The 21,290-nt window shown below is 61.9% G+C and carries 19 protein-coding genes and 1 tRNA gene; 9 read left to right on the top strand and 11 right to left on the bottom strand.

Going from position 1 to position 21,290, the window contains the following annotated elements; genetic code table 11:
- Positions 1-475: methionyl-tRNA formyltransferase (locus tag NCR98_RS00400; RefSeq protein WP_284503735.1), on the bottom strand; the 475-nt coding region annotated here is incomplete at its 3' end.
- A 35-nt stretch (positions 476-510) separates the two neighbouring features.
- Entirely contained in the window at positions 511-1,014 is a 504-nt protein-coding gene (gene def, locus NCR98_RS00395) for a peptide deformylase (protein WP_244826728.1), read from the bottom strand.
- A gap of 201 nt (positions 1,015-1,215) precedes the next feature.
- On the opposite strand from def, the gene dprA reads away from it, so the two are divergent.
- From dprA to NCR98_RS00380, 3 genes are all read left to right on the top strand, one after another.
- Complete coding sequence (gene dprA, locus NCR98_RS00390) at positions 1,216-2,418, top strand: DNA-processing protein DprA (RefSeq protein WP_250525262.1); 1,203 nt, start codon at positions 1,216-1,218, stop codon at positions 2,416-2,418.
- Between the two features lie 72 nt (positions 2,419-2,490).
- Positions 2,491-2,868 carry a thioredoxin family protein gene (locus NCR98_RS00385; RefSeq protein ID WP_250525261.1) on the top strand — a complete coding sequence of 126 codons (378 nt, stop codon included), beginning with the start codon at positions 2,491-2,493 and terminating at the stop codon, positions 2,866-2,868.
- 157 nt (positions 2,869-3,025) lie between these two features.
- Complete coding sequence (locus NCR98_RS00380; RefSeq protein ID WP_250462546.1) at positions 3,026-5,683, top strand: DNA topoisomerase III; 2,658 nt, start codon at positions 3,026-3,028, stop codon at positions 5,681-5,683.
- 76 nt (positions 5,684-5,759) lie between these two features.
- On the opposite strand, the gene NCR98_RS00375 is transcribed toward NCR98_RS00380, so the two are convergent.
- The gene (locus NCR98_RS00375) at positions 5,760-6,845 is read right to left on the bottom strand and encodes a transcriptional regulator GvmR (protein ID WP_244826724.1); all 1,086 of its coding nucleotides are present in this window, start codon (positions 6,843-6,845) and stop codon (positions 5,760-5,762) included.
- A 335-nt stretch (positions 6,846-7,180) separates the two neighbouring features.
- Positions 7,181-9,049, bottom strand: a complete 1,869-nt coding sequence (locus tag NCR98_RS00370; protein WP_250525260.1) for a phosphoenolpyruvate carboxykinase (GTP) — start codon at positions 9,047-9,049, stop codon at positions 7,181-7,183.
- A 473-nt stretch (positions 9,050-9,522) separates the two neighbouring features.
- Between NCR98_RS00370 and NCR98_RS00365 the strand changes: the two genes are divergently transcribed.
- Positions 9,523-10,539 carry a D-2-hydroxyacid dehydrogenase family protein gene (locus NCR98_RS00365; RefSeq protein ID WP_244826722.1) on the top strand — a complete coding sequence of 339 codons (1,017 nt, stop codon included), beginning with the start codon at positions 9,523-9,525 and terminating at the stop codon, positions 10,537-10,539.
- A 30-nt stretch (positions 10,540-10,569) separates the two neighbouring features.
- On the opposite strand, the gene NCR98_RS00360 is transcribed toward NCR98_RS00365, so the two are convergent.
- From NCR98_RS00360 to NCR98_RS00350, 3 genes are read right to left on the bottom strand one after another with little or no spacing between them, the layout of a single operon-like run.
- Positions 10,570-11,046, bottom strand: a complete 477-nt coding sequence (locus tag NCR98_RS00360; RefSeq protein ID WP_250508438.1) for an OsmC family protein — start codon at positions 11,044-11,046, stop codon at positions 10,570-10,572.
- Positions 11,047-11,062: 16 nt separating this feature from the next.
- Complete coding sequence (locus NCR98_RS00355; protein ID WP_250525259.1) at positions 11,063-11,932, bottom strand: patatin-like phospholipase family protein; 870 nt, start codon at positions 11,930-11,932, stop codon at positions 11,063-11,065.
- Between the two features lie 9 nt (positions 11,933-11,941).
- Entirely contained in the window at positions 11,942-12,367 is a 426-nt protein-coding gene (locus NCR98_RS00350) for a PaaI family thioesterase (protein WP_250508436.1), read from the bottom strand.
- A gap of 146 nt (positions 12,368-12,513) precedes the next feature.
- Between NCR98_RS00350 and NCR98_RS00345 the strand changes: the two genes are divergently transcribed.
- The 4 genes from NCR98_RS00345 to NCR98_RS00330 all read left to right on the top strand — a co-directional run bounded on the left by NCR98_RS00345 (position 12,514) and on the right by NCR98_RS00330 (position 14,669).
- A tRNA-Lys gene (locus NCR98_RS00345) sits at positions 12,514-12,589 on the top strand.
- Positions 12,590-12,919: 330 nt separating this feature from the next.
- The gene (locus NCR98_RS00340) at positions 12,920-13,597 is read left to right on the top strand and encodes a CsgG/HfaB family protein (RefSeq protein ID WP_250525265.1); all 678 of its coding nucleotides are present in this window, start codon (positions 12,920-12,922) and stop codon (positions 13,595-13,597) included.
- A gap of 25 nt (positions 13,598-13,622) precedes the next feature.
- Positions 13,623-13,988: a DUF4810 domain-containing protein gene (locus tag NCR98_RS00335; protein ID WP_244826718.1), complete on the top strand. Its 366-nt coding sequence runs from the start codon at positions 13,623-13,625 to the stop codon at positions 13,986-13,988.
- A 9-nt stretch (positions 13,989-13,997) separates the two neighbouring features.
- On the top strand, positions 13,998-14,669 hold the full coding sequence (locus tag NCR98_RS00330; protein WP_250525258.1) for a DUF799 domain-containing protein: 672 nt from the start codon (positions 13,998-14,000) through the stop codon (positions 14,667-14,669).
- Between the two features lie 35 nt (positions 14,670-14,704).
- Here NCR98_RS00330 and NCR98_RS00325 read toward each other — a convergent pair whose 3' ends face one another.
- The gene (locus NCR98_RS00325; RefSeq protein WP_250525257.1) at positions 14,705-15,091 is read right to left on the bottom strand and encodes a DUF488 domain-containing protein; all 387 of its coding nucleotides are present in this window, start codon (positions 15,089-15,091) and stop codon (positions 14,705-14,707) included.
- 218 nt (positions 15,092-15,309) lie between these two features.
- On the opposite strand from NCR98_RS00325, the gene NCR98_RS00320 reads away from it, so the two are divergent.
- Entirely contained in the window at positions 15,310-16,695 is a 1,386-nt protein-coding gene (locus tag NCR98_RS00320) for an MFS transporter (RefSeq protein WP_250462446.1), read from the top strand.
- 212 nt (positions 16,696-16,907) lie between these two features.
- Here the strand turns inward: NCR98_RS00320 and dbpA are convergent, their stop codons facing one another.
- The 3 genes from dbpA to gyrB form a co-directional block, all read right to left on the bottom strand.
- Positions 16,908-18,296: an ATP-dependent RNA helicase DbpA gene (gene dbpA, locus NCR98_RS00315; protein ID WP_250525264.1), complete on the bottom strand. Its 1,389-nt coding sequence runs from the start codon at positions 18,294-18,296 to the stop codon at positions 16,908-16,910.
- Positions 18,293-18,487 (bottom strand): hypothetical protein, encoded by a 195-nt coding sequence (locus tag NCR98_RS00310; RefSeq protein ID WP_250462444.1) that lies wholly within the window; start codon positions 18,485-18,487, stop codon positions 18,293-18,295. Before NCR98_RS00310 ends, dbpA begins: the two co-directional genes overlap by 4 nt.
- A gap of 235 nt (positions 18,488-18,722) precedes the next feature.
- Complete coding sequence (gyrB, locus tag NCR98_RS00305; RefSeq protein WP_244826712.1) at positions 18,723-21,194, bottom strand: DNA topoisomerase (ATP-hydrolyzing) subunit B; 2,472 nt, start codon at positions 21,192-21,194, stop codon at positions 18,723-18,725.
- Between the last annotated feature and the right edge of the window lie 96 nt (positions 21,195-21,290).

Raw genomic sequence — 21,290 nt, 5'->3', positions numbered from 1 at the left:
GGGGGGGGGTGGGGCGGCGGGGGTCTATTGGGTTGAGGGAGCGGGGGGGGGGGGCGGCGCGGTCGTGGCGGGCCGGGGGGCCCGGCCCCCCCCCGCCCCAGCGCGGCAACAACGAAGCGTGGATGTTGATGGCGCCGCGCGGCGGAATGTCGAGCACTTCCTGCGGCAGGATGAGCCCGTAAGCGGCGACCACCATCACGTCGTGCGGCGTGGCGCGCAGCAACTCGATGGCATCGGCGGCTTCTTGCGGATACTTCCCCGCGCGCCTGAGCGACGTGGGCTGCGCGACCGTAAGCCCGTGTTCGACGGCAAAACGCTTGACGGGGCTGGCAGTCAGCTTCATGCCACGGCCAGCAGGCCGATCGGGCTGGGTCAGAACCAGCGGCACGGGAAATCCGGCCGCGTGGATAGCCGCGAGCGCGGCGGCGGCAAATTCCGGCGTACCGGCGAAAACGACACGCAGCGATTGAGTCATCGATTGTTACTACCCTTGAGACAACATAAAGCGCTTTACAGCGCCTTTTCGAGCTTCTTCATCTTGCCGCGAATGCGCGTTTGCTTGAGCGTCGAGAGATATTCGACGAACACGTGACCCGCCAAATGATCCATTTCATGCTGGATGCACACGGCAAGCAGGCCATCGCAGTCCAGTTCGTAGCTTTCGCCTTTCTCGTTGAGCGCCTTCACGCGCACCTTGTCCGGCCGTTCGACGAAGTCGTAGATGCCCGGCACCGAGAGGCAGCCTTCTTCCCACTCTTTCTTGACCTCGCTCGCCCAGACGATCTCCGGGTTGATGAAGACGAGCAGTTCGTCGTGTGCATCCGATACGTCGATGACGATTACCCGCTCATGGACGTCCACCTGAGTCGCGGCGAGGCCGACGCCGGGTGCCGCGTACATGGTTTCGGCCATGTCGGCGACGAGCTTGCGAATGCGGTCGTCCACGACGGCGACGGGCTTCGCCACCTTGTGCAGCCGCTTGTCCGGGTAGTTCAGTATCTTGAGCAGAGCCATGATTCGGATTATCTACGCGCGCCGCGACGCGTGTGAAGTCGGCCATTCGGCCAGGTTGCGGGTGGATGGCGGCATGCCGAAGATATGCAGATGAATCCGCTGGATTCAACGCCGCCGGCAAGCGGCCAACCGGCGTCGCTCGGCCTGAACACACGGGCGGGCGACACTTCTTAATTACGTTCCGGGACCAAAAATCTTAACATGACGACCGCCTTACCGCCGACCGAGCCTCAACCGGAGGCGCTCACCACGGACCTCGACGAACTTTCCGCCTGGCTGCGGCTCACGCATGCAAAGGGACTGCGTCCCGCCGCCCTGCGCGCGCTCTTGAGCGCGTTTGGCGGACCGAATGACGTTCTAGCCGAAAGTTTCGCCTCGCTCGCCGAAGTCACCAACACCGATGCCGCGACCGCCGCGCTCGCGCCGCCCGCCGAAGTCGAAGGCGTGCCATTCGGCAACTATATTGAACGCGTGCTGGAATGGGCCGCCGAACCCGGCAATCACATTCTCACTTTCGCCGATACCGCGTATCCGCAAGCGCTCCTCACCATGCCCGATCCGCCCGCGCTCTTGTACGCGAAAGGGCGAACCGACTTGCTGCAAGCGCGCGCGGTGGCGATCGTCGGCAGCCGGAACGCCACGCCGCAAGGACTCGAAGACGCGCGCCGGTTCGCGCGCGCGCTCTCGGACGCCGGCCTTGCCGTGGCATCGGGGCTCGCGCTCGGCATCGATGGCGCGGCGCATCGGGGTGCGCTGGACGGCGCCACAGGCACGATCGCCGTCATCGGGACGGGCGCGGATCTCGTGTATCCGTCGCTGCATCATCAGCTCGCGCACGAAATCGCCCGCGATGGCGTGATCGTGTCCGAATGGCCGCTCGGCACGCCCGCGCGCTCCGCCAACTTTCCGCAGCGCAACCGGCTCATCGCGGGCCTGGTGCAGGGCGTTTTGATCGTCGAGGCGGCAATGCGCTCCGGCTCGCTCATCACCGCGCGGCTTGCCAACGAAATGGGCCGCGATGTTTTCGCCATGCCCGGTTCGATCCACGCGCCGCTGTCGCAGGGTTGTCATCGCATCATCAAGCAGGGCGCGAAGCTCGTGGAGACGCCGGAAGACGTGCTGGAGGAATTCGGCTTTCCCGCCACACCTCGCAAAAAGCGCGGCAAGGCACCGGCTCCGGCAAACGCCTCGTGGGCTTCGGCGCGTCTGCCCGGCAAACCCGAGACCGACGAAGCCGCCCGCGTGCTCGCCGCGCTCGGCCATGCACCCGCGACGCTTGAAAATCTCGCTGCCCGCACCGATCTCGACGGAGCCGCGCTGCAAAGCGCCCTGCTGCAACTCGAATTATCGGGCTTGATCGCGGCCTTGCCGGGCGGACGCGTGACGGCGCTCGAACGCTCGTGAAGTGGCGTCGTGCTACATTCGCGAAAAATGAGTACGACGCCAAACCCCAGACGAAAGGACGCCAGAAACGCCATGTCCGCGCTGAATCTCGATACCGATGCCGATGAGATCGCCGAGCGCATCGCCGTGCCCGGCACCATGTTCGTCGCCTGTCTGTGCGCCGAATGGTGCGGAACCTGCCGCGAATACCGCGAAGGTTTCGACAAACTGGCGGCGGCGCACCCGGAAATCTGCTTCGCGTGGATCGATATCGAAAATCACGCGGACCGTTTCGATGACCTCGATGTCGAGAATTTCCCGACCATTCTCATCGAGGACTCGGTGACGACCCGCTTCTTCGGCACCGTGTTGCCGCAGGCTTCCATCGTCGAACGCATGCTGGTCGATCTGACCGCGCTGCCGAACATGGCGGGCGCGCCGAAACTGCGTCCGGCGCTTGCCACGGCGTAGAAAGTGCGGGTGCGCGGCGTCGCGAACCGAAGCTCGCGGAACTAAACGGCGAGCGTCGCAATTCGTGCTTCGGCGCGCATCGAACAAAGCCTGTGCTATAAAGCGGCGTTAATGCAGTCCAAATCGGACCGCTGCCAAATACCTACTATATTGAGTCATGTCCAAAGCCCTGATCATCGCTGAGAAGCCTTCCGTCGCGAACGACATCGCGCGTGCGCTGGGCGGCTTCACGAAACATGACGAGTATTACGAGAGCGACGACTACGTGCTCTCGTCCGCGGTCGGCCATTTGCTCGAAATCGCGGCCCCGGAGGAATACGACGTCAAGCGCGGGAAGTGGAGCTTCGCCAATCTGCCGGTCATTCCGCCGCATTTCGACCTGAATCCCATCGCGAAAAGCGAATCACGGCTGAAGGTTCTGACGAAGCTGCTCAAGCGCAAGGATGTCGACCGGCTCATCAACGCCTGCGACGCGGGGCGTGAGGGCGAACTGATCTTCCGTCTGATTGCGCAGCACGCGAAGGCGAAGCAGCCGGTCCAGCGCCTGTGGCTGCAGTCGATGACGCCCGCCGCCATCCGCGACGGATTTGCGCATCTGCGTAGCGACGCCGACATGCAACCGCTCGCCGATGCCGCCCGTTGCCGCTCGGAAGCGGACTGGCTCGTCGGCATCAACGGCACGCGCGCGATGACCGCGTTCAACAGCAAGGGCGGCGGCTTCTTCCTGACCACCGTGGGCCGCGTTCAGACGCCAACGTTGTCTATCGTCGTGGAACGCGAGGAAAAGATTCGCCGCTTCGTGCCGCGCGACTACTGGGAAGTGCGCGCCGAATTCGTCGCGGCGAAAGGCATTTACGAAGGCCGCTGGTTCGACCCGAAGTTCAAGCGCGTCGAGAACGATCCCGAACAGCGCGACTCGCGTCTGTGGAGTCTCGCCGCGGCCGAGTCCGTGGTGGCGGCTTGTCGCGACAAGACCGGCACCGTGACGGAAGAATCGAAGCCGTCCACGCAAATGTCGCCGCTGCTCTTCGACCTGACGAGTCTTCAGCGCGAAGCCAACAGCCGCTTCGGCTTTTCGGCGAAGAACACGCTCGGCCTCGCGCAAGCGCTGTATGAAAAGCACAAGGTCCTGACCTATCCGCGTACCGATGCACGCGCGCTGCCGGAAGACTATCTCGGCACGGTCAAGGACACGCTGACCATGCTCAAGGACAGCAACAACTATCTGCCGTTCGCGAAGCAAGTGCTCGACAAGGGCTGGGTGAAGCCGAACAAGCGCATCTTCGACAACTCGAAGATCAGCGATCACTTTGCCATCATCCCCACGCTTCTGGCGCCCAAGGCGTTGTCCGAGCCCGAGCAGAAGCTGTATGACCTCGTGGTCAAGCGCTTCCTCGCCGTGTTCTTCCCGGCGGCGGAATATCTGGTGACGACGCGGATCACCGAAGTCTCGGGGCATCACTTCAAGACCGAGGGCAAGGTGCTCGTCGAGCCGGGCTGGCTGCAGGTCTACGGTCGCGAAGCGGCGGGCGAGGAAGGCAATCTCGTGCCGGTGCAGAAAAACGAACAGGTCGATGTCGACAAGGTCGCCGCTCACGGTCTCGTCACCAAGCCGCCCGCGCGCTACAACGAAGCGTCGTTGCTCTCTGCCATGGAAGGCGCGGGCAAGCTCGTCGAAGACGAAGAGTTGCGCGAAGCGATGGCTGCGAAAGGGCTCGGCACGCCGGCCACGCGCGCGGCGATCATCGAAGGTCTGTTGGGCGAGAAGTACATGGTGCGCGAAGGCCGCGAACTGATTCCGACTGCCAAGGCATTCCAGTTGATGACGCTCCTGCGCGGTCTGGGCGTGGAGGAACTGACGGCGCCGGAACTGACCGGCGAGTGGGAGCACAAGCTGTCGCAAATGGAGCGCGGCAATTTGCATCGCGATGCGTTCATGCAGGAAATCGCCCGCATGACGCAGACCATCGTCAAGCGCGCGAAGGAGTACGACTCCGACACGATCCCAGGCGACTACGCCACGCTCGAAACGCCGTGTCCGCACTGCGAGTCGCAGGTGAAGGAGAACTATCGCCGCTTCGCGTGTACCAAGTGCGAATTTTCCATCTCGAAGATTCCTGGCGGACGTCAGTTCGAGATTCCTGAAGTCGAGGAGTTGTTGCGCGAGAAAACCATCGGACCGCTGTCGGGTTTCCGCAGCAAGATGGGCCGTCCGTTCTCGGCCATCCTGAAGCTCGCTTTCGACGACGAGATCAAGAACTTCAAGCTCGAGTTCGATTTCGGTCAGGACAACGGCGGCGAAGACGGAGAACCGCCCGACTTTTCCGAGCAGACGCCGGTCGGCGCGTGCCCGAAGTGCCAGTCGCGCGTGTACGAGCACGGCATGAGCTACGTCTGCGAGAACTACGTCGCGAATCCGAAGACCTGCGACTTCCGCTCGGGCAAGGTCATCCTGCAGCAGGAAATCGCGCGTGAGCAAATGGAGAAGCTGCTGAACGAAGGACGCACCGACTTGCTGACCAACTTCAAGTCGTCGCGCACGGGCCGCAACTTCAAGGCGTTTCTCGTCAAGCAGCCGGACGGCAAGATCGGCTTCGAATTCGAGAAGAAGGAAGCCAAGCCCGGCGCGAAGACGGCAGCGAAACGCGGCGCGGCAACGGAAGCGCCAGCCGATAACGGCGACGAAGGCGATAGCGATGTCGCCGTAGCCGCCAAGACGACGCGCGCCAAGCCCGCGACCAAGACGGTCGCGGCGAAGAAAGCGCCTGCGAAGAAAGCCGCGGTGAAAAAGACCGCTGCGCGCAAGACGAGCTAGCTTTAGCTCGCGTCGAAAAGAAAAAGCCCCGCGAAGCAATTCGCGGGGCTTTTTGTCATTGGCGGCGCAGCCGTGTTCAGTATGGCGACGCCGCCGGCAAGCGGCCACGCGGACGCGTCGGCTTGGCCAGCTTCGGGCCGAGTTCACTCTGATTCGAACGCGAACGCGACGCCACTTCCTCTTCGGCGCGCCCGTAGTGCGGCGGCGGCGCAGTCGATACCGCGGGCCGGCCCATGCCATCGCGAATCCACTGTTCGCCGAGCTGATGATTCGGCGTCTGGCTGAAATACTCGACGAGGTGATCGATGAACGTGCGCACCTTCGCCGGCAGATGCCGACGGCTCGGATAAGCCACGTTGATCTCCACTTGCGGCAACTGGAAGTCGCCGAGCAGGCGTACGAGCTGGCCGCGCGTCGTATCGTTGCCGATCAGATAGCTCGGCAAAATCGCGATGCCCATGCCGAGCAGCGCAAACTGGCGCAGCATTTCCGTGTTGTTCGCGATGATCACGTTGGTCGGCCGCACCCGCACTTCGCCGTCCGGGCCGGTGAACACGCGTTCATCGCCCCAATACTCGGCGGGCAAGCTCAGACACGGATGCTCGAGCAGATGTTCGGGGCGCGTTGGCGTGCCGTGCGATTCGAGGTAAGCGGGCGTGGCGCAAACGGTCATGCAGCCGGTGGTCAGACGCCGCGTAACGACGCTCGCGCTTTTCACTTGCCGCGCGATCACGATGCCCACATCGAAACCTTCCTCGACCAGATCGACCTGACGATCCACGAGCGTCACGTCGGGTACGACTTTGGGATAGCGCTGTGCATATGTCTGTAACACGGGCGCGAGATTATGCAGACCGAACACCACCGGGGCGACAATTCTCAACGAACCCATTGGCTCGTGATTCCGCGCAACCACCATTTGCTCGACATCTTCCAGTTCATCGAGAATCTGCCGCGCACGCTCCAGATAAACCTGCCCGGACTCCGTGAGCGAAAGGCTGCGCGTCGTGCGGTTTAGCAAACGCGTGCCGAGGCGACCTTCGAGGTCGGCGACATGGCGCGTTGCCACCGCATTGGAGATATCCATCGCGTTCGCCGCGCGGGCGAAGCTGCCGAGATCGGCCACGCGAATGAATACTCTCATCGACTGCAAATGATCCATGGGACAACTCCTGCCGCGAGGCGGCTTTCAATTTCTGCTGAAAAGCTATTCAGAATTATCCTAGGACTAGCGATTTCGTGCAGAAGTTGCGAGGGCGCGGAGTTTTTTCGGAAATTTCCGATGAAAATCATGGCTTACGCGAACGAAAGATCGCCGATTGTTGTCGGCCGCACAACACTCGAACGCACGCGCCACAAGCCGAGATTTTTGGTCAAGCTGGCCGCGCCAATTTTGGCGGGTTAGCGGAAGAAAATGCGAACCGGCATCGGCAGATTCGCATTTAGGGATTGATGCGCTCCGTGAGCGTAATCACGGAGCGCTTGCAACGACGGAAATCAGGCTGCCAGACGCCGTTCGATATCCGCCTTGGCCTCCGGAAGCGCATCCGGCAAGCCTTGATGCAGCTTCGCGAAAAGCTCGTCGTGTAGGGCAAGCTCGTCGCGCCAGGCGGTATCGTTGACGGAAATGACCTGCTCGAATTGCTCGCGCGTAAAGTTCATGCCGCCCCAGTCGATGTCCTCGTAACGCGGCGAGATGCCGAACGCGTGTTCCTCGCCCGCCGCCGTGCCTTCAATACGCCCGACCATCCAGTTCAGCACGCGCATGTTTTCACCGAAGCCGGGCCACGCGAACTTGCCGTCCGCGCCCTTTCTGAACCAGTTCACACAGAAGAACTTCGGCGACCTCGCGTTCATGCCTTCGAGGCGCTCGCCCATCTTGAGCCAGTGATCGAAGTAGTCGCTCATGTTGTAGCCGCAAAACGGCAGCATCGCGAACGGATCGCGGCGCACGACGCCTTGCTGGCCGGCAGCGGCCGCCGTGGTTTCGGAGCCCATGGTCGCGGCCATGTAGACGCCCTCTTTCCAGTCGCGTGCCTCGGTCACGAGCGGCACCGTGTTCGAACGCCGGCCGCCGAAGATGAAGGCATCGATTGCGACGCCTGCTGGATTTTCCCAGTCCGCGTCGATCGACGGACATTGCGATGCCGACACGGTGAAGCGCGCGTTCGGATGCGCGGCTTTAGCGCCGGTTTCCTTCGCGAGTTCCGGCGTCCAGTCGCGGCCTTGCCAGTCGGTGAGATGCGCGGGCGGCTTATCGGTCATGCCTTCCCACCACACGTCGCCGTCATCGGTGAGCGCGACATTGGTGAAGATCACGTTTTCCTTGAGCGTCGCCATTGCGTTGAAGTTGGTCTTCTCGCTCGTGCCCGGCGCGACGCCGAAATAGCCGGCTTCCGGATTGATCGCGTAGAGACGGCCATCGCGGCCGGGCTTGATCCAGGCGATGTCGTCGCCGATGGTCGTCACCTTCCAACCGTTCATGTCTTGCGGCGGAATCAGCATCGCGAAATTGGTCTTGCCGCACGCCGAAGGAAACGCCGCCGCGACGTGGTACTTGCGTCCGGCAGGCGATGTAACGCCGAGGATCAGCATGTGTTCGGCGAGCCAGCCTTCGTCGCGGCCCATCGTCGATGCGATACGCAACGCGAAGCACTTCTTGCCGAGCAGCGCGTTGCCGCCGTATCCCGAGCCGAAGCTCCAAATCTCGCGCGATTCCGGAAAGTGCACGATGTACTTCGTGTCATTGCACGGCCAGGGCACGTCCTTGCGGCCATCCGAAAGCGGCGCGCCGACCGAATGCACGCACGGCACGAACTCGCCGTCGTCGCCGAGCACGTCGTACACTTCGCGGCCCATGCGCGTCATGATCCGCATGTTCGTGACCACATACGGGCTGTCCGACAACTCCACGCCGATGTGCGCGATCGGCGAACCGAGCGGACCCATCGAGAACGGCACGACGTACATCGTGCGGCCACGCATCGAGCCGTCGAAGAGGCCATCGAGCGTCACGCGCATTTCCTGCGGGTCGATCCAGTTGTTCGTGGGACCAGCGTCTTCGGGGCGTTGCGAGCAGATGAACGTGCGGTCTTCGACGCGCGCCACATCCGTGGGATCGGAACAGGCTAGAAAAGAGTTGGGGCGTTTGGCGGGGTTCAGTTTCTTCATCGTGCCGGCGGCGACCATCTGTTCGCAAAGGCGGTCGTATTCCGCTTGCGACCCATCGCACCATTCGATGCGATCCGGCTTCGTGAGGGCCGCGACCTGCTGCACCCAATCGATCAATCTTCGATGTCGTACATAGGCCGGTGCTTCAAGATCTGCGGCGGTTTTGTTGTCTTCGACTACTGCGGGCTGGTTCATCAAGCTTCTCCGTTCTCTGCAATGAAAACCGGTAGCCCAACGACGCTGCATGCGAGAGGCTTTTTGCGACTGAACCGCCGGGCGCTTCATGCGCGTTGGCGCATGAAGAACGGTTCGTGAGCCGTTTGCGCGTCGTGGGCGTGTGTCCCTCAGGCGCTCAAGCGAGCGACTTTGCGCCTTGCGCCTTAAAGGAACAAACTGTTAAAAAGAGATACTAAGTGGCCTGTCTCCTCCTGCCTAACCGCGTTTTCCGCAGTGTGCGCTGTGATTCTTTATTTTTAGCGCATTCGTTCGCGGTCGTTCAAAAATTGGGAGTCAAGCATAACACCGCGTCACACTCCTACCGTGATGCAGCGCGTACATGGATGAAGCGCATATTTATCGGTAGTTACCCGAAGTTAGTGCGTGATTCATTGTCTCGCGAGTTCAATCGAGCAGCACGTTTGATGCCCAACAAAAGCTAATCAATGCACATGAAAATCGCCATTCTCGACGACTACCAGGACGCCGTTCGGAAGCTCGATTGCTTCCATTTGCTCGATGACCATGAGGTGAAGGTCTTCAATAACACGGTGCGCGGGCTCGGACAGTTGGCTAGCAGACTGTCGGAAACAGATGCCCTCGTGCTCATTCGCGAACGCACGCGCATCAGCTCCCAGCTTCTCGACAAGTGCCCGAAGCTGCGCATGATCAGCCAGACCGGGCGCGCGGGCGGCGGACATATCGACATCGACGCTTGTACCGAACGCGGTATCGCCGTACTCGAAGGCACGGGTTCGCCGGTCGCGCCGGCCGAGCTTACTTGGGCGCTCATCATGGCGGCACAGCGGCGCATTCCTCAATACGTCGCGAATCTCAAACAGGGCGCGTGGCAGCAATCTGGATTGAAAACCTCTGCACTGCCGCCGAACTTCGGCTTGGGACAAGTGCTGCGCGGACAGACGCTCGGCATCTGGGGATACGGCAAGATCGGCCAGTTGGTCGCGGGCTACGGCAAGGCGTTCGGCATGAATGTGCTGGTGTTCGGCCGCGAGCATTCGTTGCAGGCAGCACGCGACGATGGCTTCGCCGTCGCCGAAAGCCGCGAAGCGCTCTTCGAACAGAGCGACGTGCTCACCGTCCATCTACGTATGAGCGATGAAACGCGCGGCATCGTTCGAACGGAAGACCTCATGCGCATGAAGCCGACCGCGCTCTTCGTCAACACGAGCCGCGCCGAACTGCTCGAAGAGAACGCGTTGCTCAATTCGCTGCATCACAACCGGCCGGGCATGGTCGCCACCGATGTCTATGAAAGCGAGCCGATTCTGCAAGGCTACGGACTCTTGCGCATGGAGAACGTGATCTGCACGCCGCACATCGGCTACGTCGAGCGCGAGAGTTACGAGCTCTACTTTGGCGCGGCGTTCAGGAACATTCTGGCCTTCGACGCCGGCGACAAGTCGAGCGTGTCGAACCCGGAAGCGTTGCAGCACGCGCGGCGGCGTTGAGCGCAAGAGCGAACGGCCGCGAGGCTTTCGCTAAAGCGTCGATACCTCGATCGAAGGCTCGCATCGAACCGGAAAATTCACCGAGTTCGCGATGAAGCAATAGCGATGCGCGTCTTCATGCAGACGCGCGGCTAACTCGGCGTCGTTCCCCGCGCCGATGGTCACGCGCGGATGCAGCGTCACGTCGATGAAACGGCCGCTGCCGTCCTTGTCTTCCTGCATCGTGCCGATGGCTTCATCGACATATCCAGTCACGACGATCTTGTTGGTCGCGCACAAATGCAAGTACCAGAGCATGTGACACGACGACACCGACGCCACGAATAACTCCTCCGGATTGTGGCGCGCGGGATTGCCGCGAAAGGCTGGATCGCTCGACGCTTCTATCGCGGCCTTGTTCGCGACGCGCACGAGATGGTCGCGCGAATAAGCGTCGTAGGCGGACGTGCCCGAACCGAGATCGCCCGTCCACGCGACGCTGAGCGTATAGGTGTGCTTCTTCGCCACGTTTTGCTCCTTGGCTCTAGTCGAGATGTGAAGCTGCCTCCAGAAGACGCGGCAGATGCGCGAGGAAATCGTCGGCATCGGCGCGGCCCAGATCGTACGCGTGTTGCATCTGCGCGGGGCTCGTATAGTCCCAGCTCGAAATTGGCACCTTGCGCGACGGCTGAACGTAGATGCGTCGCTGCTCGCCATGCGGCACCACGAACATGCGCTCGTGCGGATACAGCCGCGTGACCATGACGAGCACCGTTCCCGGCGATGCATCGAGCGCGGAGACGGGCACGTTATCGACCATGCCGCCATCGAGCACGGGACGACCGTTGCGCCGCAAAATCGGCGTGAAAGGCGGCGTGCTCGACGACTGCAGGATGAGGTCGGCGAGATCCTCCAGCGTCGCGCACTCTTGCGCGGTGACGAACTCCGGATGAAAACCGAGCGCGGTGCCGAGCGTCGGATGCAGCGTCTTGCGCACGTACTTTTCGATGTTATACGCGATGATGCCCGCCGCCACCGCGCTGCGCGCCCCGAGCCAGCGCGGCAGATGCGACACGCCGATGCGAATCTCCGGCGCCGTTTGCAGCGCGCCGAAGCGTTCCGCGAAAATATCGAGCAGCGCCTGACGGTAGATGCGGTAATGCGGGAACACGGACTGACCGCGCAGCACGTTGCCCCAATAGGCGTTCTTCGTGTTGCCGCTCAGGGCTTTTGCGTAGTACTTCATCACCCATTGCGCGTTGTTCGTGTAGAGCATGCAGGCGGTGGCCGCGCCCGCCGAGATGCCCGCGATGATGCGCGGCTTGAGATCGAGTTGCGGCTGGATGACGTCCCAGAAACCTGCCTGCCACCAGCAGCGATTGCCGCCGCCTGCGAATACGACTTGATCGAACATGTCTGCTGCTTAAGCCTTTTGCTGATGCGTCGGGTTGATGAGTGCGTAGGTCGTGGTCGCGTGAGCGGCGAGTTCGCCGTCGTCGCCGCGAAGCTCGATTTCGCCGAAGACGAGATTGCGGCCGCGTCGCTGGATTTTCGCGGTGACGAGGACATCGCCGGACTTGACCGGGCGCATGAAGGTCGTGTTGAGCGAAACGGTGGTCATGGGAACGAAGCCGCCCATTGCATGGGAGATGGCGACGACCATCGCGGTATCGGCGGCGGCCATGAAGACCTGACCGCAGATGACTCCGCCCGCGTGCCGCAGATGATCGGCGTGCGGCAGACGGAGCGTGATCGAATCTTCCGTGGAAGATTGCGGCGCGAGATGCAGTTCGCGGACCCACGGTGCGAGGATCGTGTCCAGCAGATTGCGAATGGCGGAGTCGTCCATGGCTGTGAGTTTTTATGTTGTGTGCGTGATGATACCGGGCGGAACGTTTTTGATTCGCCGGCTGGCCGTTGGTGCGATGCGAAAATTTTCGGGCTAAGGACTTGCGCTTTTCGAAATAACCCCGCTATAATTTCATTTCTGTGTTGGGGGCGTTAGCTCAGTTGGTAGAGCAGCGGACTCTTAATCCGTAGGTCGAGTGTTCGAGTCACTCACGCCCCACCAAAGAATTAATGCAAAAAGCCCGGTCCTCGTGACCGGGCTTTTTGCATTTCGAGCCTTGCGACTCTCTCACTCGCATCCGCAGCGGACGGTCGGCCATGTCTGCCGCTTCCACCTCATCGCGCCAAAAATTAAGAATTTTCGCGCTAGCCCTCGCTTTCAAATCGCTGAACAATCCTTGCCTCTTTCGCTCTCGATGCAACAAGGGCGCTGGTCGATCCGTTACCGTTCACACGAGTCCGCGAACGCAACTGTCGAAACATCGTGACGCGAAAACCCGCGCTGTTCGTCACCGCATCGAATGCGTCCGGCACGCTGTCTCGCAAGGTTCCAATGGTCTTCACAAAACAACACTTAGTAGTCGCCCTCGCTTCCGTTACCGTCCTCCTGAGCGGATGTGCGACGGAAGCATCCAAATCACTGCCCGTTCAGGCGGTCAGCATCGCTCAGACGCCCTATGCGGGCATGCCGGTAGCCGTCGCCGTTGGCAAATTCGACAACCGTTCGAGCTATATGCGCGGCCTTTTCTCCGATGGCGTCGACCGCGTCGGCAGCCAGGCCAAGACCATTCTCGTCACGACGCTGCAACAGAGCCGGCGCTTCTCCGTCCTCGATCGCGAGAACATGAACGAGACCAAGCAGGAAGCCGCCATCGCAAACAAGCAGCAAGCGCTTAAAGCGGCCAACTACGTCATTACCGGCGACGTCACCGAATTCGGGCGCAAGGAAGTCGGCGATCGCGAGTTGTTCGGCATTCTCGGCAGCGGCAAGAGCCAGGTAGCCTACGCCAAGGTGAGCCTGAATATCGTCGATACATCGACCTCCGAAGTCGTCGCGTCGAGCCAGGGCGCCGGCGAGTACAGCCTGTCCAACCGGGAAATCATCGGCTTCGGCGGCACCGCGAGTTATGACTCCACGCTCAACGGCAAGGTGCTCGACCTGGCAATTCAAGAAGCGGTGAACCACCTGTCCGAACAAGTCGACGCGGGCGCGCTACGAGCCTCCAAGTAAGCATCACTCATCAACACTCAGAAGCATGAATCACAAGAAACTTTTCTCGACCGGCATTCTCTTGCCGGTCGCGGCAGCGTGCGCGCTGCTGACCGGTTGTGCCACGCAATCCACGCCGCCGCTTTACCAGTGGGACGCGTATCAACCGCAGGTGTATGCCTTCTTCACGGGCGACAAACCCGTCCCCGAGCAGATCGACGCGCTCGAAAAAGCGCGCCAGCAAATCCTTGCGAAGAATAACGCTCTGCCGCCCGGCTTCCGTGCCCACATCGGCGCACTGTATGCAAGCGTCGGCCGTTCGGATGAAGCCAGAAAGGAACTCGAAGCCGAAAAGAACGCGTTCCCCGAGTCGTCCGCCTACATGAACCTTTTGTTGAGCAAACTTCATTAAACGCCGGCCATGATCAAGTTCCTCTCTCATAAACTCTTCGCGGCGCTGTCGGTTTTGTGCCTGTTGAGCGCGTGCGCTTCCACTCCGCAACAGAGCGACTACACCGCATTTCGCAACAGCAAGCCGCGCACGATTCTCGTGTTGCCGCCGGTCAACGAGACGTCGGATATCAAGGCGACATACGGCATGCTCGCCCAAATGACGATGCCGCTCGCAGAAGCGGGCTACTACGTCGTGCCGGTCGCTGAAATGGACGAGACGTTCAAGCACAACGGCCTGACTACGCCTACGGACATCCAGAATGTCGCGCCGGCCAAGCTGCGCGAGATTTTCGGCGCGGATGCGGCGTTATACACGACGGTCACGAACTACGGCACCAAGTTCGTGGTCTTCGACAGCAGAACCGTCGTCACCGCAAACGCGAAGCTCGTCGATCTGCGCTCAGGCGACGAACTCTGGAAAGGCTCCGCGAGCGCGAATGGCAAGGAAGTGGGCGTAAGCTTGGGCGTAGGTTACGGGCTCATCAGCGCGATTGCGCAGAGTGTCGTGACGCAGGTCGCGCATACCTTAACCGACAAGTCCTTCGACGTGGCAGGCCTCACGAGCCAACGTCTTCTGGCATCGGGCGGCAAGACGACCGTACTCTACGGACCGCACTCGCCTAAATACGGCACGGACTGATCGCATGCTCGCCTGAGCCCCACAGCCCAGGCGAGCTAAATCACCACCGCGCCTCTTTCCGCCAGCAACTCCCGCAGCACCGAACGGTGGCACCGCGACTCGTCCTCGCAATAACATCCGACCGACAAATTCGTCGAACGCGATAACGCCGCAAGCAAGTCCAGCGATCGGCTCGCTTCGGAAACCGCCATCTCCGCCTTGAATTTCCTCACGAACGCGCGCCATTGCTTCTCGTCTTCGGCCGCGAGCGCTTCGGCGACAAGTTCTGCCGACGGCGCCAGATTCGGATACCACACATCGTAAAAGTCGCGGCTCGCGAATTCGGCTTTCGGCACGCCGCGCGGCGGACGCCGAACCGTGCCGATACGCAGCCCTTCGTCCACCGCGCGCGGCGTGCCGAGCCGCACGATTCGAATCGCCATGATCGTTTTCCTTCGAATGTCACCGGCGAAGGATAACCGCGCCGAAGCAACGCGCGATACACGCTGACAACGCTTTGAAAGCTCCCGCGACCGTGGCGAGCGGAATGCGCCGGGTTCCCGTATCGTTTCGGATTATTCCTCTTCCGCTTACATCCGGAACCGCCGACGTGCCCTCCGAAGAACATCCCCAAAACGCGCCCCGTAACCCCGACGCACCCATGTCCTCGCTCGAGCGCCGCGGCATGCTCGCGATCCTGCTGTCCGTCGCGCTCGCCACGCTCGATACCGCCATCGCCAACACGGCGTTGCCGGCCATCGCGGCCGATCTGCATACGACACCCGCCGCGTCGGTCTGGATCATCAACGCGTATCAGCTGGCAATGGTCGCCACGCTGCTGCCGCTTGCCGCGCTCGGCGGCATCCTCGGACACCGGCGCGTGTACCTCGGCGGGCTCGTCGTGTTTCTCGTCGCGTCCGCGGTCTGCGCGTTCTCGTGGTCGCTGCCGACGCTCGTCGCCGCGCGCCTGCTGCAAGGGCTCGGCGCGAGCGCGATCATGAGCGTCAACGCGGCGCTCATCAGCGCGATTTTTCCGCCGCATCGGCTGGGGCGCGGCGTGGGACTCAACGCGCTCGTCGTGGGGATCGCGTTCGCGGTCGGGCCGACGGTCGCATCGATCGTGCTCTCGCTCGGCACGTGGCCGTGGCTTTTCGCCGTGAACTTGCCGATCGGCGTCTTCGCGCTCGCCATCGCGGTGCGGTCGTTGCCGCAGACCAAGCGCGCCGAACACGGCTTCGACCGTGTCGCCGCCTTGCTCAACGTGATCACGTTCGCGTCGCTCATCTTCGCGCTCGGCGAAGCGGCCCAGCGCGCGCCGGCGCATACCGTGCTCGCGTCGTTCGGCGTCACGTTGATTGCGGGCGTTCTGCTTCTGCGACGCGAGCGCGGTCATCCCGCGCCGATGCTACCCGTCGATCTCTTCCGCCGCCCGATGTTCGCGCTCTCCACGATGACCGCGATCTGCTCGTTTGCCGCGCAAGGGCTCGCGTTCGTGTCGTTGCCGTTTTTCTTCGAAAGCGTGCTTGGTCGCAGTCAGGTGGAAACCGGCTTTCTGATGACGCCGTGGTCAGCGCTCGTCGCGTTGATGGCGCCGATCGCCGGACGCTTGTCGGATCGGCACGCGCCGGGTTTGCTGGGCGGCGTCGGGCTCGCGATTCTATGTGTGGGAATGGTGTCGCTCGCGATGCTGCCAGCGCAACCGCATGTGCTCGAAATCTGCATCCGCATGGCGATCTGTGGCGCGGGCTTCGGCTTCTTTCAGTCGCCGAACCTGAAGGCGTTCATGTCGAGCGCGCCGCGCGAACGCGCGGGTGGCGCAAGTGGCACGATCGCGACTTCGCGGCTGATCGGACAGGCCACCGGCGCGGCGCTCGTCGCGTTGTGCTTCAGCATCGCGGGGAAGCATGGTCCGGCGCTCGCGTTGTCGCTTGGAGCGGCGTTCGCGGGCGTGGGAAGTGTGGCGAGCGGATTGCGGCTGGTGACGGCGAGAACGTCGAAGGTGACGTCGTCGGATGGGATTTCAGTCGAGCCGCAGAGGAAGATCTGAGAGTCGAGCACGGCGCCGTTGCACCGCACGTTTGCAGTTGCTTGGAAACCCGCGCGAAGGCCGGGATACGCTGAATCTGCAAAGCTTTCGCGCGCGCGGCTCGCTTCCGTGAATTCGCGGTGCGGCGCTGCGGGGCGCGTCGGGCGGGCTCGCTTGGAGGACAACCCTTCACGCTACATTTCCTTGACTAGCTCGTTGGCGACTCACCGGACTCACATCCGCCGCACCTTGACCTTCCGCCCCTTCAACTTCCCCGCTGCCAGCTTGCGCTCGGCAGCATCGGCGATACCGCGTTGAACGGCCACGTACGTGACCATGTCCATCACGTTGATCTTGCCGATCTCCTCGCCCTTGAAGCCCGCTTCGCCGGTCAGCGCGCCGAGCACATCGCCGGGACGGATCTTGTCCTTGCGGCCGCCGAGGATCTGGAGCGTCGCCATGGGCGGCTTCAGATGCCCAGGTTCCGCCGATGTCAGCTCCGCCAGCGGATACCATTCCACTTCCTTGCGCTGCGCCACTTCGATCGCGCCGACGCGTCCCATCTCGTCCATGCTCGCAAGCGACAGCGCCCAACCTTCCTCGCCCGCACGCCCCGTGCGCCCGATGCGATGCACGTGTACCTCAGGGTCCGGCGTCACATCGACATTGATGACCGCTTCGAGTTGCGTGATGTCCAGCCCGCGCGCGGCGACATCGGTCGCGACCAGCACCGAGCAACTGCGATTGGCGAATTGCACGAGCACCTGATCGCGTTCGCGCTGTTCGAGTTCGCCATGCAGCGTGAGCGCCTCGAAGCCTTGCGCGCGCAGTACGTCGAGCAAGTCGCGGCATTGCTGCTTCGTGTTGCAGAACGCAAGCGTGCTGACGGGACGATAGTGGTCCAGCAGCAAACCCACTGCATGCAGACGCTCGTGATCCTCGACCTGATAGAAGCGTTGTTTGATCTTCGCGTTGCTGTGCTGTTCGGTGAGCTTGATCTCGCGCGGATTGCGCAGGAACTGCTGACTCAATTTCGCGATGCCCTCGGGATACGTCGCCGAAAACAGCAAGGTCTGACGATCTTTCGGACACAGACGCGCGACTGAAGCGATATCGTCGAAAAAGCCCATGTCGAGCATGCGGTCGGCCTCGTCGAGCACGAGCGTGCGTACGCCATCCAGCGAAAGCGTTTCGCGCTGAAGGTGATCCATGATGCGTCCCGGCGTGCCCACGACGATATGCGCGCCGTGTTCGAGACTCGCGATCTGCGGACGCATGGGCGTGCCGCCGCATAGCGTGAGCACCTTCACGTTGTCTTCTGCCCGAGCCAAGCGGCGAATTTCCTGCGTGACCTGATCGGCGAGTTCGCGCGTCGGGCAAAGCACGAGCGCTTGCACGGCGAACTGACGCGCATCGAGTTTGGCGAGCAGCGGCAACGTGAAGGCGGCGGTCTTGCCGCTACCCGTTTTCGCCTGCGCGATGAGATCGTGACCGGCGAGTGCGAGCGGCAGGCTCGCGGCCTGGATCGGCGTCATCGATGTGTAGCCGAGCTGCTGCAGATTCGTCTGCATCGCTTCGTTGAGCGGCAGGCTGCTGAATGAGGTATCGGTCGCCATGGTTATTGCGCGCCTCGCGGCGGGGTTTCGGTGACCTGCTCGTAGGTGATGACGCCATCGGGTGCGTCGTGGCGCGTCACGTAATTGCGCGCGCCGCACATCGGGCAGCGGAACAGCAGGCCCTGACCTTCATTCTTGATGACGACGTCTGAGACGTCCCACGTTGCGTCGCAGGACTGGTTTCGGCAGGTGAACATGTCGGATTTCTCGTTGTTGCGTGATGCACGTAGCCGCGATGGAATGCGGCGAAGTGGTTTTCGGTTCAAACCGAAAGTGTACGCGGGTCTGCGGGTGGCGCGGCGGAACCAGGTCCGTGCGTTTTGGGCGGGGGTATGGCGTTGGCGTTCAATAAAAAAACCGTAAGTGCCAGCGCGTGAGACCTCGCGCGCGGTACTTACGGTTTCGGAGAGATAGCGTCGCGCTACCTACCCCTCAAACATCAATATTCCCCGCCCGCAACGCGTTACTCTCGATAAACGCGCGTCTCGGCTCCACATCGTCGCCCATGAGCGTCGTGAAAATGCCATCGGCCGCAATCGCGTCCTCGATCTGCACACGCAGCAAACGCCGCACGGCCGGGTCCATCGTCGTTTCCCAAAGCTGTCCGGGATTCATCTCGCCCAAGCCCTTGTAACGCTGCTTGCTGACGTTGCGTTCCGCATCCGCGATCAGCCACTTCATCGCGCTCTTGAAGTCCAGCACGGCCATCGAGCGCTCGCCGCGCTTGATCAACGCGCCTTGGCCAATCAAGCCCTTGAAGGTATCGGCAGTGGAAACGAGTTGCTTGTAGTCGGCGGTCAATTGAAGATCTTCATCGAACACCGAAACCTTCACGTTGCCATGGTGACGCCGCTTGATATGCAACGAACGCAGCTCGCGAACCTGATCGTATGCCGCCTCGACCGTCACCTCCGGCTTCAACGGGTCCGAACGCAACTTCGTTTCGAGCGCCTTCGCCGATGCCTCCGCCGCTTCCTGCGTCGACAAATCGATGACCGTGCCATCCATCACCGCTTCGAGCGAGGCGGCATCGTAAATACGGCTGATACGATCGATCACCGCCTGGGCCAGCAAATACGCACGCGCAAGTTCGCCCAAGGCATCGCCCGAAATCGGGTCCGCGCCTTCGCTCGGCACCAGTTCAGAACCCTGCAGCGCGAGCTTCAGCATATGCTGGTTGAGCTCGTGCGCGTCCTTCATATACCGCTCGTCCTTGCCCGCCTTGATCTTGTAAAGCGGCGGCTGCGCGATATAGATGTACCCGCGCTCCACGATCTCCGGCATCTGCCGATAGAAGAACGTCAGCAGAAGCGTGCGGATGTGGGCGCCGTCCACGTCCGCGTCGGTCATGATGATGATGCGGTGATAGCGCAGCTTGTCCAGGTTGTAATCATCCTTGCCGATGCCGCAACCCAGCGCCGTCACGAGCGTCACGATCTGCTCGGATGAAATCAGCTTGTCGAAGCGCGCCTTCTCAACATTCAGCACCTTGCCGCGCAACGGCAGGATTGCCTGGAACTTCCGGTCGCGCCCTTGCTTGGCCGAGCCGCCCGCCGAATCTCCCTCGACGATATAAATTTCCGACTTCGCCGGGTCCTTCTCCTGGCAATCCGCGAGCTTGCCCGGCAAGCCGACGCCGTCGAGCACGCCCTTTCGCCGCGTCATCTCGCGCGCCTTGCGAGCGGCATCGCGCGCACGCGCGGCATCGACGATCTTGCCCGTGATGATCTTCGCGTCGATCGGGGTCTCTTGCAGATAATCTTCCAGCGCCTTCGCGACGATTTCCTCGACCGGCGCGCGCACTTCCGACGACACCAGCTTGTCCTTCGTCTGCGAACTGAACTTCGGCTCAGGCACCTTCACCGACAGCACGCACGACAAGCCTTCGCGCATGTCGTCGCCGCTCGTCTCGACCTTCGCTTTCTTCGCGATGTCGTGGTCGGCGATGTACTTGTTCATCACGCGCGTCATCGCGGCGCGTAAGCCTGTCAGGTGAGTGCCGCCGTCGCGCTGAGGAATGTTGTTGGTGAAGCAGAGCACGCTTTCGTTGTAGCTGTCGTTCCACTGCATGGCCACTTCGACGGTGACGTTTTCACGCTCGCCCGTTGCATGGAACACGTTCGGATGCAGCACCTGCTTCTGCTTGTTGATGTATTCGACAAAGCCCTTCACGCCGCCCGCAAAAGCGAAGTCGTCTTCCTTGCCGGTGCGCAAGTCGGTCAGGCGAATGCGCACGCCGTTGTTCAGGAACGAAAGCTCGCGCATGCGCTTGGCGAGAATGTCGTAGTGGAATTCGACATTGCCGAAGATGGTCGCGTCCGCCAAAAAGTGCACTTCGGTGCCGCGATTCTCGGTGTCGCCGACTACCGGCATGGGCGAATACTGCACGCCGTTCTCTTCGATAAGCTCGCGGTTCTGCACCACGCCGCGCGCGAACTCCATGAAGTGTTTCTTGCCGTCGCGGCGCACGGTGAGGCGCAGCCATTCGGACAGCGCGTTCACGCACGACACGCCCACGCCGTGCAGGCCACCCGACACCTTGTAGCTGTTCTGGTCGAACTTGCCGCCCGCGTGGAGTTCGGTCATCACGATCTCGGCGGCGCTGCGCTTCGGGTCGTGCTTGTCGTCGCGTTTCAGGCCGGTAGGCACGCCACGGCCGTTGTCCGTCACCGAAATGGAGTTGTCCGCGTGAATGGTCACGTGGATGTCGTCGCAATAGCCGGCCAGCGCTTCGTCGATGGAGTTGTCCAGCACTTCGAAAACGAGGTGATGCAAACCGGTGCCATCCGACGTATCGCCGATATACATTCCCGGGCGCTTGCGCACGGCCTCCAGACCTTCGAGGATCTGAATGGACGATGCGCCGTAGCTGTTGTCGGGTTGCGAATTTGTGTTTTCAGTCATGGAATTTTCCGGTTCTGCGTCGCTGCTTCGGTTACTGCTCGAAACTTTTCAAAACACCTTAAAAACGCCAAAGGGGCGAGCCGCCCCTTGGTGTGT

Origin of the sequence: Caballeronia sp. GAWG2-1 (genome assembly GCF_023631405.1) — a bacterium.
Classification (GTDB): Bacteria; Pseudomonadota; Gammaproteobacteria; order Burkholderiales; family Burkholderiaceae; genus Caballeronia.
This window is presented reverse-complemented; position numbering and strand designations above follow the sequence as displayed.

Excerpts from the sequence above, each read along its gene's own strand:
- NCR98_RS00375 (WP_244826724.1), bottom strand. The coding sequence starts at position 6,845 with ATGGATCATTTGCAGTCGATGAGAGTATTCATTCGCGTGGCCGATCTC.
- NCR98_RS00325 (WP_250525257.1), bottom strand. The coding sequence starts at position 15,091 with ATGGCGATTCGAATCGTGCGGCTCGGCACGCCGCGCGCGGTGGACGAA.
- NCR98_RS00365 (WP_244826722.1), top strand. The coding sequence starts at position 9,523 with ATGAAAATCGCCATTCTCGACGACTACCAGGACGCCGTTCGGAAGCTC.
- NCR98_RS00380 (WP_250462546.1), top strand. The coding sequence starts at position 3,026 with ATGTCCAAAGCCCTGATCATCGCTGAGAAGCCTTCCGTCGCGAACGAC.
- gyrB (WP_244826712.1), bottom strand. The coding sequence starts at position 21,194 with ATGACTGAAAACACAAATTCGCAACCCGACAACAGCTACGGCGCATCG.
- def (WP_244826728.1), bottom strand. The coding sequence starts at position 1,014 with ATGGCTCTGCTCAAGATACTGAACTACCCGGACAAGCGGCTGCACAAG.
- NCR98_RS00385 (WP_250525261.1), top strand. The coding sequence starts at position 2,491 with ATGTCCGCGCTGAATCTCGATACCGATGCCGATGAGATCGCCGAGCGC.
- NCR98_RS00335 (WP_244826718.1), top strand. The coding sequence starts at position 13,623 with ATGAATCACAAGAAACTTTTCTCGACCGGCATTCTCTTGCCGGTCGCG.
- NCR98_RS00320 (WP_250462446.1), top strand. The coding sequence starts at position 15,310 with ATGTCCTCGCTCGAGCGCCGCGGCATGCTCGCGATCCTGCTGTCCGTC.
- NCR98_RS00330 (WP_250525258.1), top strand. The coding sequence starts at position 13,998 with ATGATCAAGTTCCTCTCTCATAAACTCTTCGCGGCGCTGTCGGTTTTG.
- NCR98_RS00310 (WP_250462444.1), bottom strand. The coding sequence starts at position 18,487 with ATGTTCACCTGCCGAAACCAGTCCTGCGACGCAACGTGGGACGTCTCA.
- NCR98_RS00340 (WP_250525265.1), top strand. The coding sequence starts at position 12,920 with ATGGTCTTCACAAAACAACACTTAGTAGTCGCCCTCGCTTCCGTTACC.
- NCR98_RS00355 (WP_250525259.1), bottom strand. The coding sequence starts at position 11,932 with ATGTTCGATCAAGTCGTATTCGCAGGCGGCGGCAATCGCTGCTGGTGG.
- dprA (WP_250525262.1), top strand. The coding sequence starts at position 1,216 with ATGACGACCGCCTTACCGCCGACCGAGCCTCAACCGGAGGCGCTCACC.
- NCR98_RS00350 (WP_250508436.1), bottom strand. The coding sequence starts at position 12,367 with ATGGACGACTCCGCCATTCGCAATCTGCTGGACACGATCCTCGCACCG.
- NCR98_RS00370 (WP_250525260.1), bottom strand. The coding sequence starts at position 9,049 with ATGAACCAGCCCGCAGTAGTCGAAGACAACAAAACCGCCGCAGATCTT.